The 16,449-nt window shown below is 41.3% G+C and carries 14 protein-coding genes; all 14 read left to right on the forward strand.

Annotation, left to right across the window (positions count from 1 at the left end; translation table 11 throughout):
• The first annotated feature begins 28 nt into the window (after positions 1–28).
• Positions 29–505 carry a hypothetical protein gene (locus NZ848_RS20135; RefSeq protein WP_143706146.1) on the forward strand — a complete coding sequence of 159 codons (477 nt, stop codon included), beginning with the start codon at positions 29–31 and terminating at the stop codon, positions 503–505.
• Positions 506–670: 165 nt separating this feature from the next.
• Entirely contained in the window at positions 671–1,399 is a 729-nt protein-coding gene (locus NZ848_RS20140) for an SOS response-associated peptidase (RefSeq protein WP_253532239.1), read from the forward strand.
• A gap of 279 nt (positions 1,400–1,678) precedes the next feature.
• A complete protein-coding gene (locus NZ848_RS20145; protein ID WP_101728226.1) occupies positions 1,679–2,110 on the forward strand; it encodes an Hsp20/alpha crystallin family protein in 432 nt (143 codons plus the stop codon).
• Positions 2,111–2,376: 266 nt separating this feature from the next.
• Entirely contained in the window at positions 2,377–3,918 is a 1,542-nt protein-coding gene (locus NZ848_RS20150) for a Do family serine endopeptidase (protein ID WP_253532241.1), read from the forward strand.
• Positions 3,919–4,274: 356 nt separating this feature from the next.
• Entirely contained in the window at positions 4,275–5,294 is a 1,020-nt protein-coding gene (pseB, locus tag NZ848_RS20155; RefSeq protein WP_253532248.1) for a UDP-N-acetylglucosamine 4,6-dehydratase (inverting), read from the forward strand.
• Positions 5,295–6,482 carry a UDP-4-amino-4,6-dideoxy-N-acetyl-beta-L-altrosamine transaminase gene (gene pseC / locus NZ848_RS20160; protein ID WP_259017020.1) on the forward strand — a complete coding sequence of 396 codons (1,188 nt, stop codon included), beginning with the start codon at positions 5,295–5,297 and terminating at the stop codon, positions 6,480–6,482. It abuts the gene before it with no gap.
• The gene (locus tag NZ848_RS20165; RefSeq protein WP_259017021.1) at positions 6,479–7,111 is read left to right on the forward strand and encodes a pseudaminic acid biosynthesis-associated methylase; all 633 of its coding nucleotides are present in this window, start codon (positions 6,479–6,481) and stop codon (positions 7,109–7,111) included. Before pseC ends, NZ848_RS20165 begins: the two co-directional genes overlap by 4 nt.
• Positions 7,112–7,118: 7 nt before the next feature.
• Positions 7,119–7,805 (forward strand): pseudaminic acid cytidylyltransferase, encoded by a 687-nt coding sequence (gene pseF, locus NZ848_RS20170; RefSeq protein WP_259017022.1) that lies wholly within the window; start codon positions 7,119–7,121, stop codon positions 7,803–7,805.
• Positions 7,802–8,821: a GNAT family N-acetyltransferase gene (locus NZ848_RS20175; RefSeq protein ID WP_259017023.1), complete on the forward strand. Its 1,020-nt coding sequence runs from the start codon at positions 7,802–7,804 to the stop codon at positions 8,819–8,821. The genes pseF and NZ848_RS20175 overlap by 4 nt, the downstream gene beginning before the upstream one ends.
• Positions 8,818–9,858, forward strand: coding sequence for a pseudaminic acid synthase (pseI, locus tag NZ848_RS20180; protein WP_259017024.1), 1,041 nt, complete (start codon positions 8,818–8,820; stop codon positions 9,856–9,858). The genes NZ848_RS20175 and pseI overlap by 4 nt, the downstream gene beginning before the upstream one ends.
• A gap of 217 nt (positions 9,859–10,075) precedes the next feature.
• Positions 10,076–10,933 (forward strand): glucose-1-phosphate thymidylyltransferase RfbA, encoded by an 858-nt coding sequence (rfbA, locus tag NZ848_RS20185; protein WP_101728218.1) that lies wholly within the window; start codon positions 10,076–10,078, stop codon positions 10,931–10,933.
• Between the two features lie 306 nt (positions 10,934–11,239).
• Positions 11,240–13,609: an SLBB domain-containing protein gene (locus NZ848_RS20190; protein WP_259017025.1), complete on the forward strand. Its 2,370-nt coding sequence runs from the start codon at positions 11,240–11,242 to the stop codon at positions 13,607–13,609.
• Positions 13,610–13,686: 77 nt separating this feature from the next.
• Entirely contained in the window at positions 13,687–14,727 is a 1,041-nt protein-coding gene (locus NZ848_RS20195) for a Wzz/FepE/Etk N-terminal domain-containing protein (RefSeq protein WP_253532270.1), read from the forward strand.
• A 290-nt stretch (positions 14,728–15,017) separates the two neighbouring features.
• Positions 15,018–16,298: a nucleotide sugar dehydrogenase gene (locus tag NZ848_RS20200; protein WP_309600844.1), complete on the forward strand. Its 1,281-nt coding sequence runs from the start codon at positions 15,018–15,020 to the stop codon at positions 16,296–16,298.
• Positions 16,299–16,449: the final 151 nt, after the last annotated feature.

Below are 16,449 nucleotides of genomic sequence, written 5' to 3' on the forward strand. Positions count from 1 at the left end.
TTGTAGTAACCCCCAAGAAAACCAAAAAGTGGAATCAAAAGAAGTGCAACCAACAGATGCGCCTGCAACCACTAATGTTCAGAATCTGGCGCGTACAATTATGGGTACTGGCGAAGGATTGCTTAGAGGTGTAAAATTCGGCGACTCAATTGAAGATGTCAGGAAAAAAGAAACTGTTGAGCTCTTTGAAGAGGATGAATCTCATCTGGGTTATTCTTTTGACACCGAAAACCTTGAAACGGTAGATATACTGTATGAAAAAAACAGCCAGAATCGCGTTTCGGGTATTGGTCTTGATATTTACATGAATACCGACGACACCAATGAAAAACTCAAACGGGAGCTGTCTGACTTGTTTACGGTCAGGTACGGAAAACCGGTTTCTGAGAATCCTAGTCTGGTATGGGCCATCAAACCTGCAGGGCAGGTGAGCATTAAAGTTGTTAAAAACAAGTTAGACAGAGGGTTGGAGATTAGGTTCTCTCAACCACCAAAGTCTATTTAAATATGTGCAGGGCGGCGCTCAATACCTCTGCCTGCAAGGCATCTCAAAACAAAAAAGGCACTTAACGGGTGCCTTTTGTGTTTACAGGGCGGTTTTAAAGCCCGGCCATCAGCATTGATTTACTGGCGCCCTTTGTATTCAGGCCTAATTTATTTAAATGTAGCTATGTGCAGTCATTTATCGCTTAATCAAAAACCACAGGTAATTGCCGAAAGGTACCGGCTTCAGAGTTGGCAAAAAATCAAAGAGCTGCTACCGGTGTATCATAACAATGCTTATAACTACCAGGTATGGCCGGTTATTACTGGTATTGAGCCAGATGCACTGCAATTGATGCATTGGGGGCTGATTCCATCATGGGCCAGAAGCAACTTGCAGGCAGACGAACTAAAGAAGAATACCATAAATGCCCGCATTGAAAGTATATTTGAAAAACCATCTTTTGAAGACGCAGCCCGCAGAAGACATTGTCTGATACCAGCTACAGGTTATTTTGAATGGCAGGACATTAAAGGAAAAAAATACCCATATTTTATTTATCTCAAAAGCGGTGAAGTTTTTAGTATGGCTGGAATATGGGATACCTGGACAGACCATGACACCGGAGCCACCAAAGACACGTTTTCTATTCTTACTACAGAGGCCAATCCGCTGATGGCCAGAATCCATAATCTGAAACAACGAATGCCGGTAATATTAACCGAAGAAACAGAGAATGACTGGCTCACCGGCGGATTTGATGCTACCTCCATTCAGGCATTTATGAAGCCCTTTGATGCGCATAAAATGGATGCTTACACCATTGGCAGGCATATCACAGAAAAAAATTCTGACACACCCGCTGTACTAAAGCCATACACCTATCCGGAATTTATGCAAACCAGTTTGTTTTAAGTACTTTCTTAAATGAGATAATAAACGTAATAAGTCAGGTAAAAAAGCATTTGGCATAGTGGAATTGGTCACAGACCGGTTCCACTATTTTTTTTATGCCGTTTTAGCAGTGTTCAAAACAGGGTATGTGTCAAATTGGCATGAAAAATAACGTGTAAAATGCGGTATGCAGCCACTTTGTCATTGTTTTACGGGTGGTACACAAATTGTATATTACGAATCCGTAGCCACAACGGAGTGGCAAATAAAAATGTTAAACAATATTAAATTTATAAAACCATGGCAACATTAGTTAGAAGTTTCGCACCTGCATTCCCATCATTATTAGAAAACTTTTTGAACGACTTTGAGCGCGTTGCGCCAACACACCAACATTCATTCCCGGCTGTTAACGTCCTGGAGAACGAAAACTTATATAAACTAGAACTGGCTGCTCCGGGATTAAAAAAAGAAGATTTCAAAATCAATGTTCATGAAAATGTATTGACCATTTCAGTTGAACAAAAAAGTGAAACAGAACAAACCCAGAACAACGGTAAGTACACACGCAAAGAGTTTAACTACTCTTCATTCAAGCGTTCGTTTACATTACCGAAAACTGTAGACAGCGAAAAAATTGCAGCAGCATATAATGATGGCGTTTTAGCGCTTGAATTGCCCAAAAAAGAAGAGGCAAAACCAAAAGAGCCTCGCCTGATTGAAATAGCTTAATTAAAGTAATATTTACAACAAAGGCAAGATTCTGCAAGGTTTCTTGCCTTTTGTTGCATACTGCAATACCCCTAGTTAAAATTTGTTAAAAATACCGCCGGCTACGAATTATCATAAATACTTTTGCGTTAAATTTGTACAAAGCAATAGTATAATTTTATTTGTACCCTAAAAGAAAGAAGACAGGATTTGATAATATTTTACTAATGACCGGTTTCCGGTCAGTGTAATCAGAATAATTCAGTTTTAAATTAGCTTCCAGAACTATGAACAACACATTAAAAACAATCGGTATTGCTATTGCAAGTAGTATCGTTACCATAGGTGGTTATCGTATGTTGGGCCTTGAAGGAAAAGATGTTATTTTTAATGAGTCATCTTCAACTCCTGCTATCAACAGACTAGCTAACTATTCAGGCGGAGCGGCCGTTCCCGGCGACTTTACCTATGCAGCAGAACTTTCAACACCATCAGTAGTACACATCAAGGCCAAGTCGTCTCGTATGGTGCGTCAGCAACGCTCTATGTTTGATGATTTATTCGGCGATGATTCCCCATTCGGTTTCGGAGTCCCCCGGGGCGGAAGCCAGCAACAGGAATCTTCAGGTTCTGGAGTAATTATAGCGGCAGATGGCTACATTGCCACAAACAACCACGTAGTAGAAGGAGCTGACGAGCTGGAGGTTATTACTTCAGACCACAAAACCTACAAAGCCAAAGTGCTGGGTACTGACCCTTCAACAGACATCGCTGTTATTAAAATAGATGGCAGTGGTTTTCCTGCCATGTCGTTTGCCAACTCAGATAACGTAAAAGTTGGCGAGTGGGTATTGGCCGTAGGTAACCCTTTCAATCTCGAGTCAACAGTAACAGCAGGTATTGTAAGTGCCAAAGGCCGCAATATTGGTATTCTGGCGCAAAAACAACAAATGTTCAGACGTAACAGCGACGACCGCCAGCAAAGAACATCAGACGCCATTGAATCATTTATTCAGACTGATGCCGCCGTGAATCCCGGCAACAGTGGAGGGGCTTTGGTGAACCTGAAAGGTGAGTTAATAGGTATTAATACTGCCATAGCCAGCCCTAACGGCGCTTATGCAGGTTATGCATTTGCGGTGCCTTCAAGCATTGTGAAAAAAGTAACTGCCGACATCGTGAAATACGGTAATGTTCAACGCGGATACTTAGGCATTAACCTGTTGGAGCTTGACGGCAAAAGAGCTGAAGAAGTTGGTTCAAAAGAAACATCGGGTATCTATGTAGCTGACGTAATTGAAAACGGCGCTGCTAAAGCCGCAGGTATCAAAAAAGGTGACGTAATTGTGAAAGTTGATGGTGTTGAAACCAAAAGCGGCCCAAGATTACAGGAAATGATTGGTCGTAAACGTCCGGGTGAATCAGCAATGGTTACCGTAATACGTGACGGCAAACCAAAAGATTTTGATGTAGTGCTACGTAACCGAGACGGCGGACGCGACATTCTGAAAAAAGAAGCTGTTGAAGCCGACAGAGCTTTTGAAAAACTAGGGGTAGAGCTGTCTGACCTAACGCCGGCAGAAAAACAAAAACTGGGTGTTCAGGGCGGTGTAGTAGTAAAAAGAATTTATGATGGCGATATTGCCGATTATACCGAAATGCGTGAAGGATTTATTGTTTTGAAAGTAGGAGAGCGCAAAATTAAATCGGTCAGCGAATTTAAAGAAGCCATCAAAAACGCAAAAGAAAATGGAGACGATGGCGTATTAATTTGCGGTACTTACCAAAGCATATCACGCACGGTTTGTTATGGCGTTTCTTTAGAATAGTACCAGGGTGCCATCAGGTATTAATAATCAGGCCCTTACAATCAGATATTGCTTTAAAAAGCAGTAGTAATTCAAAAATTGCTACTGCTTTTTGTTTATATCACACCGTAAAAGCCGTAATGGGTTTTTCAAAATGCTTTATATGTTTTATGATGCCAGTTTCTGATTATTGAATCAAATCCTCTGCCAATACCGTGTATCAATAGAAGTAGTTGGCGGTTCTGTTCTTTTTTCGTTCAATCTTAACTAATTTTGCGCCTTCATGCACTCATGTGTCAGTGAACTGTTAAAAAATATCATCAGGGTTATATCATAAATTCACCTTTGATATTTTTTGAGCCAAACTTAAACATTCTATGTCATTTACGCTGAAAGATAAATCAATCCTTATTACCGGAGGAACAGGCTCGTTAGGTAAAGCGCTTACTAAGCATATATTAAGCAGGCATCCTGAAATAAAGAAATTAATCATCTTTTCCAGAGATGAGCAAAAACAATTTCAGATGGCGCAGGAATACCCCGACAGCAAGTATCCGCAAATGAGGTACTTTATAGGCGATGTACGTGATTTTGAACGCCTGAAGCGAGCCTTACGTGGGGTTGATTACGTGATTCATGCCGCAGCCATGAAACACGTGCACATTGCAGAGTATAACCCTATGGAATGTGTAAAAACCAATGTTTTAGGTGCAGAGAACGTTATCAATGCCTGCCTGGAAACAGATGTAGAAAGGGTAGTGGCTTTATCGACAGACAAAGCCTGTGCACCTATCAATCTTTACGGAGCCACCAAGCTGGCATCAGACAAACTATTTGTGGCAGCCAATAACATAAAAGGCTGGAACCCCATCCGGTTTTCGGTAGTTCGTTATGGCAACGTAATGGGGTCAAACGGTTCGGTTATTCCCTTCTTTATGAATAAGCGTAAAGAAGGAATTATTCCTATTACAGACCCCAACATGACCCGCTTCAATATCTCTCTGCAAGGTGGAGTAGACATGGTCATGCATGCGTTGGAACACGCCTGGGGAGGCGAAATTTTTATACCGAAGATTCCTTCATACCGTATTCTGGATGTGGCTGAGGCCATAGCGCCTGAATGCGAAACAAAAATTGTTGGAATAAGACCCGGCGAGAAAATTCATGAAGAAATGATTACCGAGTCAGACTCGTTCCTGACCTACGATCTGGGTAAGTATTTTACCATTCTGCCTTCTATGCATAAATGGAAAATTGAAGATTTTACGGCCGCGTTTAATGCGCAAAAGGTACCGGTGGGCTTCAGGTACACATCTGCTGAAAACACAGAATGGGAAACAGTTGAGAGCCTGAGAAAATTGATTAAAGAACATGTAGACTCAAACTTTAGTGTTTAAATGAATGTCATTCCCTACGGAAAACAACATATAACTGAAGAAGATATAGCCGTTGTTATTGAAACCCTTAAAAGTCCGTATCTGACACAGGGGCCTAAAATAAAAGAGTTTGAAGATAACTTTGCCCGGTTTATTGGCGCACGTTATGCCGTGGCGGTTTCAAACGGCACAGCAGCTCTGCACTTATGTACTTTGGCATTGGGTGTAAAAGAGGGGCAAAAGGTTATTGCCACACCCATTACTTTTGTGGCGTCGTCTAATTGTGTACGTTATTGTGGTGGCGAAATAGTGTTTGGTGATATTGACCCTGAAACCTATCTGCTAGATATCAACGCTGTAAGAGCATTACTGGAAAACGCGCCAGAAGGAACATATACCGGAATTATCCCGGTCGATTTTGCAGGCAGAGCCGTTAACATGGAAGAGTTCCGGAAACTGGCCGATGAATATAACCTCTGGATAATTGAAGACGCCTGCCATGCGCCGGGTGCATTTTTCAAAGATTCAAACGGTGTAAATCAATCTTGTGGAAATGGTAATTTTGCCGACCTGGCAGTTTTCTCGTTTCACCCGGTTAAACACATTGCCTGCGGAGAAGGGGGCATGATAACCACCAATGACGAAGAACTGTACAAAAAACTGCTTCAGTTAAGAACACACGGTATCGTGCGCGATACCAACTTATACACCAACAGCATTGAGCTGGCGGGCGGAGCAGACGCTTACCCCGGCTGGTATATGGAAATGCAGTCGCTTGGGTATAATTACAGAATTACCGATTTCCAGGCAGCGCTAGGCAGCAGTCAGTTACAAAGAATTGACCACAATCTGGCCAGCAGAAGAGCCATTGCAGCCCGGTACGATGCGGCCTTCAGAGATTGTCCTTTCATTAGGGGGCATTCGGGTGTTGTAGAAGGCCATGCCTATCACCTGTATGTAATAGAGGTAGACAACCGCCTGGGCTTGTACAACCATCTGCACGCGCATAAAATTATGGCTCAGATACACTACGTACCCTCGCATATTATGCCTTATTATCGTGATTTAGGCTGGAAAGAAGGCGACAGACCAATGGCAGAATCATATTACGAGCGCTGTTTGAGTATTCCGATGTACCATACCCTTACAACCGACGAGCAAAACTTTGTTATAGATTCCATCCTTAATTTTCTGAACACCCAACCATGATAGAAAAGAATTATATCACACCGCAGGAAGAGTTTTGGGCGGGTAGCTTTGGTAATGAGTACATTCAGCGTAATCAAAGTCAGGAGTATCTGGCGTCTAACCTCAACTTCTTTGTAAAAGCTTTGCATCAGGCAGGCAAACCCAAATCTCTTATAGAGTTTGGCGCTAATATCGGTATGAACCTCAGAGCCATCAAGGCTTTGTATCCGGGCATTGATTTAGGAGGTATTGAAATTAATGAAGAAGCTGCGGGTGAATTAAGAAAAGTTATAGGTTCTGAGAACGTCTTTCAAGGTTCTATTCTTGAGTATGAGCCGGTAAAAAAATATGAGGTTGCGCTTATAAAAGGGGTCTTGATTCATATCAACCCTGAGGTGTTGCCTGTCATTTACCAGAAACTCTATGAAGCCTCGGGCAGGTACATTCTCATTTGTGAATATTACAACCCGTCTCCGGTCTCAATTAACTACCGCGGGCATACAGACAGGCTCTTCAAACGAGATTTTGCCGGAGAAATGCTAGAGAAATACCCTGATTTAAGCCTGGTAGATTACGGCTTTGTTTATAGAAGAGACCCGGCGTTCCCTCAGGATGACATCACATGGTTTTTAATGCAGAAAAAAGACTGACAGGCACATGGGCAATATAGCTATTATTCCGGCAAGAGGAGGAAGCAAGCGGATTCCTCGAAAAAACGTAAAAGACTTTTGCGGAGAGCCTATTATTGCCTATTCCATAAAGGCGGCATTAAAAAGTGGTTTGTTTGATGAGGTAATGGTATCTACTGATGATAGCGAAATTGCCTCTGTCAGCCGGCAATTTGGCGCCAGTGTCCCTTTTCTCCGGTCGGCGGCAAACGCCAATGACTATGCCACAACCGCCGCTGTATTAACAGAGGTGCTAACCCAATACCAAGCCATAAATAAAAGCTATCAGTACGGGTGTTGCATCTACCCCACTGCCCCCTTTACCTCTGTTCAAAAGCTAAAGGAGGCTTATGCGCTGCTTAATGCCAATGGGTTTGATACCGTCTTGCCTGTTCAGCGTTTTTCGTTTCCAATTCAGCGTGCTTTTTATAAAGAAGACAACCAAATCAGTTGGGTAGAGCCACAACATGCCCTTACCCGCTCTCAGGATTTACCCCAGACCTATCATGACGCGGGGCAATTCTATTTCTTTCATGTAAGTTCTTTTCTGAAAAGCCAGAAACTGATTACCTCTAATTCAGGAGCGGTTGAAATAAGCGAGCTTGAAGGACAAGACATTGACAATGAAACCGACTGGAAACTGGCTGAACTGAAATTTAGACTGATGAATCCATGAGAAAATATGCCTGCCTGACGCAACAGATATTTGGTTCTGAAAAATATACCATTGTGCCTCTGCGAGACCAGGATAAATATGACATAATGCAGTGGCGGAATGAGCAGATTTATCATTTAAGGCAGGCCGCCCCGCTTACTACTCAGCAGCAGGAATGGTATTTCGATAAGGTGGTGGCTCAATTGTTTGAAACAGCCAAACCAGCTCAGTTGCTTTTCTCTTATCTTGAAAATGACACCTGCATTGGCTATGGTGGATTGGTACATATTAACTGGACAGACAGGCACGCTGAGATATCGTTTATCATGAAAACCAGCCTCGAAAAAGATTTTTTCGAATTTCACTGGCGTACGTATCTTTCTTTAATTGAAAAAGTTGCTTTTGAAGAGCTGAATCTGCATAAAATATTTACTTATGCCTTTAATTTGAGGCCTCATTTGTATGTGGCTATTGAAAAAAGTAATTACCAGTTAGAAGCCACATTGCCAGGCCACTGCTTGTTTAAAGGTAAATTTATTGATGTGCTTATTCATTCAAAGTTTAATGATATCAATATCAGAACAGCCAATGAAGCCGATTTGATGCGCTATTTTAACTGGACTAATGACGAAGAGGTACGGAAACAATCTTTTAACAGCCAGCCGGTGGTACTTGAAAATCACCGGCAGTGGTTTCTTAAAAAAATAAAAGACCCCAACTGCCTGATGCTTGTTTTTGAAGATGCCCGCCAACAGCCAATAGGGCAGGTAAGATTTGAAAATAACCCCGATAAGCAAAATAGCATTGTTGGTGTATCGATTGATAAATCATTCAGAGGTAAAGGGCTGGCTGGGCAATTGCTAACAAGGGCTGTGCGGTATTTTTTAAGAGAAAACCCCGGGTACACCATTGAGGCGTATATAAAAACCGAAAATAAAGGGTCAATAGGCGCATTTAAAAGTGCCGGCTTTTTGTTTACTAAAAACTTAGATTATCAGGGCTTTGAAACTGTATTATATACAAGGAGGAATCAATGAAAATAGCGAATTACAGCATAGGGCAAAACCATAAGCCATTTATAATTGCCGAAATGAGCGGCAATCATAATCAGTCTTTAGAAAGAGCCCTGAAAATAATTAAGACAGCCGCTGAATGTGGGGCCGATGCCATTAAATTACAGACTTATACAGCCGATACCATAACTATTAACCAGAGAGGCGGGCTTTTTGATATCAAAGACGATACTTCGCTCTGGAAAAACCGGAATCTTTACGAATTGTATGAAGAAGCGCACACCCCCTGGGAATGGCACGAAGCCATGTATAAATGTGCCGCCGACAATAACATTATCTGTTTTTCTACCCCATTTGATGATACGGCTGTAGATTTTCTTGAAAACCTGGGCACACCGGCGCATAAAATAGCTTCTTTTGAAAACAACCATTTCCCGCTGTTGAAAAAGGTTGCCCAGACGGGAAAGCCCGTCATTATGTCAACAGGTGCCAGTACACTGGCCAACCTTGATGAAGCCGTAGCTGTTTTACGGGCTAATGGTTGTAAAGACCTGGTGCTGCTGAAATGCACAAGCAACTATCCGGCCAGTCCTGAAAACTCTAATGTTCGTACTATTCCACACCTGCGCGATTTGTTTCAGTGCGAAGTAGGCCTGAGCGACCACACCATGGGCATTGGCGTACCATGTGCAGCAGTAACATTGGGGGCAACCGTTATAGAAAAACACTTTTGCCTGAGCCGCGCCGAAGGCGGAGTAGATTCAGCTTTTTCGTTAGAACCTGACGAACTGAAATCGTTAGTGATTGAAACCGAAAGAGCCTGGCAGTCGTTGGGGGTTATTCAGTATGGTGTTCAGGAATCAGAAAAGAAAAGCCTTTTGTTTAAGCGCTCAATTTATGTAGTAAAAGATATCAAATCGGGCGAGGCATTTACTGAAGAAAACTTAAGGGTAATTCGCCCGGGAGACGGACTACCGCCTAAATACTATGAGGGGCTGCTAGGCAAAATCAGCCATACAGACTTAAAAGCCGGTACTCCGTTGCAGTCAATCGAATCATAAAAAATTTGTTTGAGCTGGCAAACAGAGTATTTGATGCCCCGTTAATCCTTCAATCTGGATTTTTCAATTACTGGTTATTTATAAATTTTCTATAAATTTACTATACCATTACGTAAGAAAGATTTAACTTTCCGCCAAAGTACCTTCTTGATTACGTTACAGTTTAAGTTAACCTGACACGAAATCTTAAAGTTTCGTTTTACTTTATATTAAACATATGAAAGGAATTATTCTCGCCGGAGGCTCTGGAACCCGTTTACATCCGCTTACACTTGCTGTGAGTAAACAGTTAATGCCAGTATATGATAAGCCAATGATTTACTACCCATTGTCGATACTTATGTTGGCAGGAATCCGCGAGATTCTGATTATCTCTACTCCTCATGATTTACCTCACTTCAAAAAGTTATTGGGCGATGGGAGCAGAATAGGTTGTGAATTCAGCTATGCCGAACAACCATCGCCTGACGGCCTGGCGCAGGCTTTTATCATAGGTGCCGATTTTATCGGTAACGACAGTGTGGCATTGGTATTAGGCGACAATATATTTTATGGTAGCGGTTTAAGCAAATTATTGCAGAGCAGCACCAACCCCGACGGCGGCATTGTGTTTGCCTACCAGGTGCATGACCCGGAAAGATACGGTGTTATTGAGTTTGACGATAACCGTAAGGCCATATCTATTGAAGAAAAACCTCAAAAGCCTAAGTCAAACTTTGCTGTGCCGGGTTTATACTTCTATGACAACAACGTGGTAGAAATTGCCAGAAACATAAAACCATCACCGCGTGGCGAACTGGAGATTACCGACATCAATAAAGTGTATCTTGAAAGTGGCAGGCTTAGTGTAGGTATTATGAACCGAGGTACGGCCTGGCTCGATACCGGCACATTTGTTTCTTTAATGCAAGCCGCACAGTTTGTACAGGTTATAGAAGAAAGACAAGGCCTTAAAATTGGTTGCATTGAAGAGGTGGCGTACAGAATGGGCTTTATAGATGCAGGCCAGCTTGAAACCATAGCCAAGCCCCTTGTTAAAAGCGGTTATGGTCAATATTTGTTGAATTTAATCTGATATTCATATATTTTGTTGTTGCTGAAATTCTTTAAAAAGAAAACAGGCAGAGTGTTTCTTTAATGGAAACTAATTCTGCGCCTAACCAAAATATCTTTCTGCTTTGACAACACAACCTCACTGTGAACAGAAAACACATCGGAGATGATTAATGATTCTCCGGCACATGGATGGAATAATAGGTGATTGCAATGGCTGAAATTGGGTTTTATCAGATATGTAAAATGGTCGCCTGCTAATGGGTTTGCCGTAATTGTTGTTTTTTAATTTTACCCTAATTTAAGATTCCTACGTATCATTCAAATCATGGCTTCACTTAAAACTATTTTTAAGGTTCTGGTATTAATGTTTTTTATTTCGGAAGTAGCTTATTCTCAGGTTACCCAACAAATGCCCGAAAATGTTGATAAACTAACCGACAAGCAGCTGGAAGCACTTATTAAAGCCGCAGAAAAAAGAGGACTGTCTGATGCACAAATAGAGGCAATGGCTATTGCTAATGGATATAGCACTCAGGACATTGCCAAAGTAAAAGAAAGAATAAACCGCCTCAATAACAAATCGACCAACGATAAAACCGGTGTTGATAAAACAAGGAAATCAGATGATTCGAACAGAAAAAGAGAAACCGGCGGCCGTGAGCAATTGGGAGACGTTGATGTAAAAGAATTATCTGCCGAGTCGAGGCCGGAAATAGTTAATAGAAAAGATTCAGTTGCAAAGAGACCCGTCATATTCGGGAGTCAGCTCTTCAACAATAAAAACCTTACTTTTGAGCCGAACCTGAGGCTACCAACGCCAAAAAACTATGTTCTCGGGCCTGACGATGAGCTAAGAATTGATATTACCGGCTATGCGTATCAGCATTACAGCACTACGGTGTCGCCAGAAGGCACCATAAAAATTGAAAATCTCCAGCCCATTTATGTAAACGGCAATACTATAGAGCAGGCAAAAGGCAAAATTGTTGCCCGGCTTAAAACTATCTTTGCGGGCTTAAGAAACGGCACGCTGAATGTAGATGTTACACTGGGCGATGTAAGAACTATAAAAATAACGGTTGTCGGAGAAGTACAAAACCCGGGTACTTATTCGCTCTCTTCGTTGGCAACTGCTTTTAACGCATTGTATCTATCTGGCGGCCCCACAGAAAAAGGGTCTTTAAGAAATATTCAGATAATACGCGACAACGCTGTTATCAAAAAAATAGATGTGTATAACTTTCTGCTTAAAGGAACCCGCGAAGATGACATGAACCTGACAGACCAGGATGTCATTCTGGTTCCGGTAGTTCAGAACCGGGTCAGAATTACAGGGCAGGTAAATAAAGAAGGTATTTTTGAGCTTAAAGAGAATGACAATTTCAAAACCCTGCTTGAATATGCCGGAGGCTTCACCGATAAGGCCTACACAGCCACAGTGAACGTAACAAGAAATACCCAGAGCGAGAAGAAAATCCTGACTTTCGACCCTCAGGCCAATCCGGAGTTTATTACCCAAAACGGTGACCAATTTCTAATAGGCACTATACTTGAGCGTTTCGAAAATAAAGTAGCAATAAGAGGAGCAGTAATGAGACCGGGTGAGTTTGCCTTAGGCGGTCAACTAAAAACTGTCAGGCAACTGATTGAGTTCGCCAAGGGTTTGCGTGAAGATGCTTACCCTGATCGGGCCATTTTAGTAAGAAAAAAAGATAATTTTGATTCTGAATACCAGGCAATTAACTTAAGGAAACTGCTGAATGGAGAAATAAGTGATATAGAATTGAAGAGGGAAGACCAGTTGCTGATAAAATCTATCAGCGAAATCAGAGAAGATAGGCTGGTTTATATTGAAGGGGCCGTTAATATTCCGGGCTTTTATGAATTTGCAGAAAACATGGAAGTAAAAGACCTGATTCTTCTGGCCGGAGGGTTATCTGACGGAGCCACCTCAAAGCGCGTTGAAATTGCACGACGGCTGTATAATGACGAATCGAACGATAAAACAACTGAAATTATTAATTTTAGTTTAGGCTCGGTACAGGAAAACGAAAATTTGACCAAACTAAAGCCTTTCGATAAGGTGTTTATCCGGAATCTGCCTAATTATGACGACCAGCCAACGGTACAGATAGTTGGTGAGGTAAATTATCCGGGTAGTTATGCGATAGAAAATAAAAGCGACCGCATTGTAGATATTATTGACCGGGCAGGAGGGTTGAGAAAGGAATCAGATATTACCAGCGCTAAACTTTACAGAGATAACAGACTGGTTTTTGTAGATTTTGAGAAGGCACTTAAAAACAGAAATACCCCATCTAATCTTTTTCTGGAAAACGGAGACAGAATAGAGATTCCTAAAGAAAGGCAAACGGTTACTATTGCAGGGCAGGTGCTTAATCCTACCAGTGTGGCTTATCAGCCGGGTTTTGTTTTCAGAGATTACATAGCACAAGCTGGGGGCTTTACCGACAGCGCTTTTGTAAGAAAAACCTACGTAATATACTCTAACGGTAGCACTGACAGAACCAGAAGCTTTTTAGGCATAAAGGCGTATCCGAAGGTAAAGTCAGGTATGACCGTAATGGTGCCAAAAAGAAACAGGGTTAGAATGACCACCGCCGAGCGAATTGCATTAAGCACTGGCTTAGTTTCATTATCTGCCGTGTTGCTAACGCTCATCAGGCTTTTATAGATATTTTTTTGATTGAGCGCACCAATAGTTGTTGAAGTAGAAAGTGGAAGATAAAAAGAAAGCATAAGGATTACCCAATGAAGGAATCAACAAATAATACAGTTAGTCTTAATTTCAAGGCCCTTTTTCAGGTTATCTGGAAAGAAAAAATTCTTATTTTTATGATCATACTGGCTTCGGCAGGTATAGGTCTCTGGTATGGCTTTTCACAAAAAGAACAATTTACTGCTCAGGGAAAAATACTGCCCGAGATGCTGGGCAGAGGAGGGCTGCGGCTCGGTAATTTAGCAGGCATTGCAAGCCTTGCCGGTGTAGACATAGGTAGTGCAGACGGCACCGAGGCGGTAAGGCCTGATTTGTATCCGGATATTCTTAAGAGTACTCCTTTCTTTCTGGAGCTTTTCAAGCAGCCTGTTGTAACCAGAGATAACAGAAAGATAACCTTTGAACAGTTTTATGAGGGCGAATTTGAAAAAAAATCTGACGAAAAACAGAAAGATACTGTCAAGGCGCCACATAATCAAAATGGCGTTCTTGTAATTGGTAAAAAATACGAACGGAGAATCCAGGCCTTGAAAGCAAGAATTGTTGGGGTTATTGACAAAAAAAGTGGGGTTATTAATATATCTGTTAAAATGCCCGACCCTTATGTGGCAGCTGAGGTAGCAAATTTTGCTATGAATTACCTTACACAATATGTAACGCGCTACAGGGTAGATAAGGCTCAGAAAGACCTTGATTTTCTGGAAGAAAGGGTAAATGTAGCCAAAGGCAAATATTACTTTAACCAAACAAAAAAGGCACAGTACAGCGACCAGTTTCAGGAGTCAACCATGAGGTTGCAATCAGCTGATATTCAGCGTGAAAGAATAGAGTCAGAATACCGCATGGCTTCTACTTTTTATAATGAACTTTTAAAAAAATATGAGGAAGCAAAAATTAAAGTTCAGCAGGAAACACCCGTTTTTAAGGTTTTAGAACCCCCAACAGTGCCTACCAGAAAAAGTGAGCCAAGAAAAAGTTTAATTCTTTTAGTAGCAGTATTTATAGGCGGCTTAATTGCCCTTATAGCCGCTTTGATAAGAAATAACAATTACTCAAAAGTTATAAATAGCTAAGGCGGCCTTTAGCTATGGTGCTGGTTACAATAATACTTGGTGCTAAACACCAAGAGGTGTTTTAATGTACAATATAGCAGCAGATAACTAATGCTACAATAAAGAAATGCCTCGTGCAATAAAATTTTCAGGGGTGTGTTAAAAGGTTCACCCTATTTTTTCTACTCTCTGTCGCTGCGTTTGCAATCAATCGGCTTTAATGCCAGTTCTAACGAATAGAATTTTAATTAGAGTTGAACTGAAATTCTGAATAGCCAATAGAATCAATACAAGCAAGCCATTTCATCATCATGCGCTTTAACGATATACAAATTACAATAGTGGGTCTGGGATATGTTGGCTTACCGCTTGCTGTGGAATTCGGGAAGAAGTTTGCGACTATAGGCTTTGATATAAATATCGATCGTATCCGTGAACTTCAGAATGGATACGACAGAACAAAAGAACTAAGCAGTAAAGATTTGGAGTCTGCCGACAAGCTTTCATTCTCTTCTTCACTGGTTACCGATGAGAAAAAACCAGGCGGGCAAAATGTATACATAATCACTGTTCCAACACCGATAGACAGCTTTAAAAGGCCTGATTTAAAATACCTGCTGGCGGCATCTCAATCGGTTGGCAGGGTATTGTCAAAAGGCGATGTTGTCATTTATGAAAGCACTGTGTACCCCGGTTGCACAGAAGAAGATTGCGTGCCGGTTTTAGAGGGGTACAGTAACCTGCGCTATAATCAGGACTTTTACTGTGGTTATTCACCTGAGCGGATTAACCCTGGAGATAAACTGCATACACTCACAAAAATTAAGAAAGTTACTGCAGGAAGCACCCCCGAAATTGCAGACTTTGTTGATAAACTATATGCTACTATAATTGAAGCCGGCACTTTTAAAGCTACATCAATTAAAGTGGCTGAGGCTGCCAAACTGATTGAAAACTGCCAGAGGGATATCAATATAGCTTTTATGAATGAGCTGGCACTTATTTTTGATAAAATGGGGCTTGATACGCTTTCTGTGCTTGAAGCAGCTGGGACAAAGTGGAATTTTCTTCCGTTCAGGCCAGGCCTTGTTGGTGGCCATTGTATAGGGGTTAATCCGTATTATCTGGCTTATAAGGCAGAGGCATTGGGGTATCATCCACAGGTGATACTTGCCGGCAGGAAGATTAATGACTACATGGGCAAGCATGTAGCCGTAGAGACGGTAAAACTTCTGATAAAAAATAACGTAATTGTAAGTAAAGCAAAGGTCCTGATTTTAGGTATTACCTTTAAAGAGAATTGTCCGGATATCCGTGATACAAGGGTGTTAGATGTAATAAATGAACTGAATGACTATGGCATTTCTACTGATGTTTTTGACCCCTGGGCAGTAGCAGACGAAGTAAAGGCGGCTTATGCAATTGAATTAAAAGAAGATTTGAATTTTAAAGATTATGACGGCATAATACTGGCAGTAAATCATTATCAGTTCAATGAGTCTGCCATTCAAAATTCTCTGAGAGATTTTACCGGAGTAATTTATGATGTAAAAGGCCAGCTTGCTAAAGAGATAATTGATAAAAGGCTGTGATAAACCCAGGTTTTTCTACTTTAATATGTTTTTTTCTTTTCCTTCTAAAATCAAGTTATTTTCAAGTTAAGTCGTTGATTAAATTATTTTAATTCGTGTCGTAAAGATTTTTTAATGTTCATTTTCAAAAATAAATAGTATTTTAGCAATA

This window comes from Emticicia fluvialis (assembly GCF_024793945.1).
GTDB lineage: Bacteria > Bacteroidota > Bacteroidia > Cytophagales > Spirosomataceae > Emticicia > Emticicia fluvialis.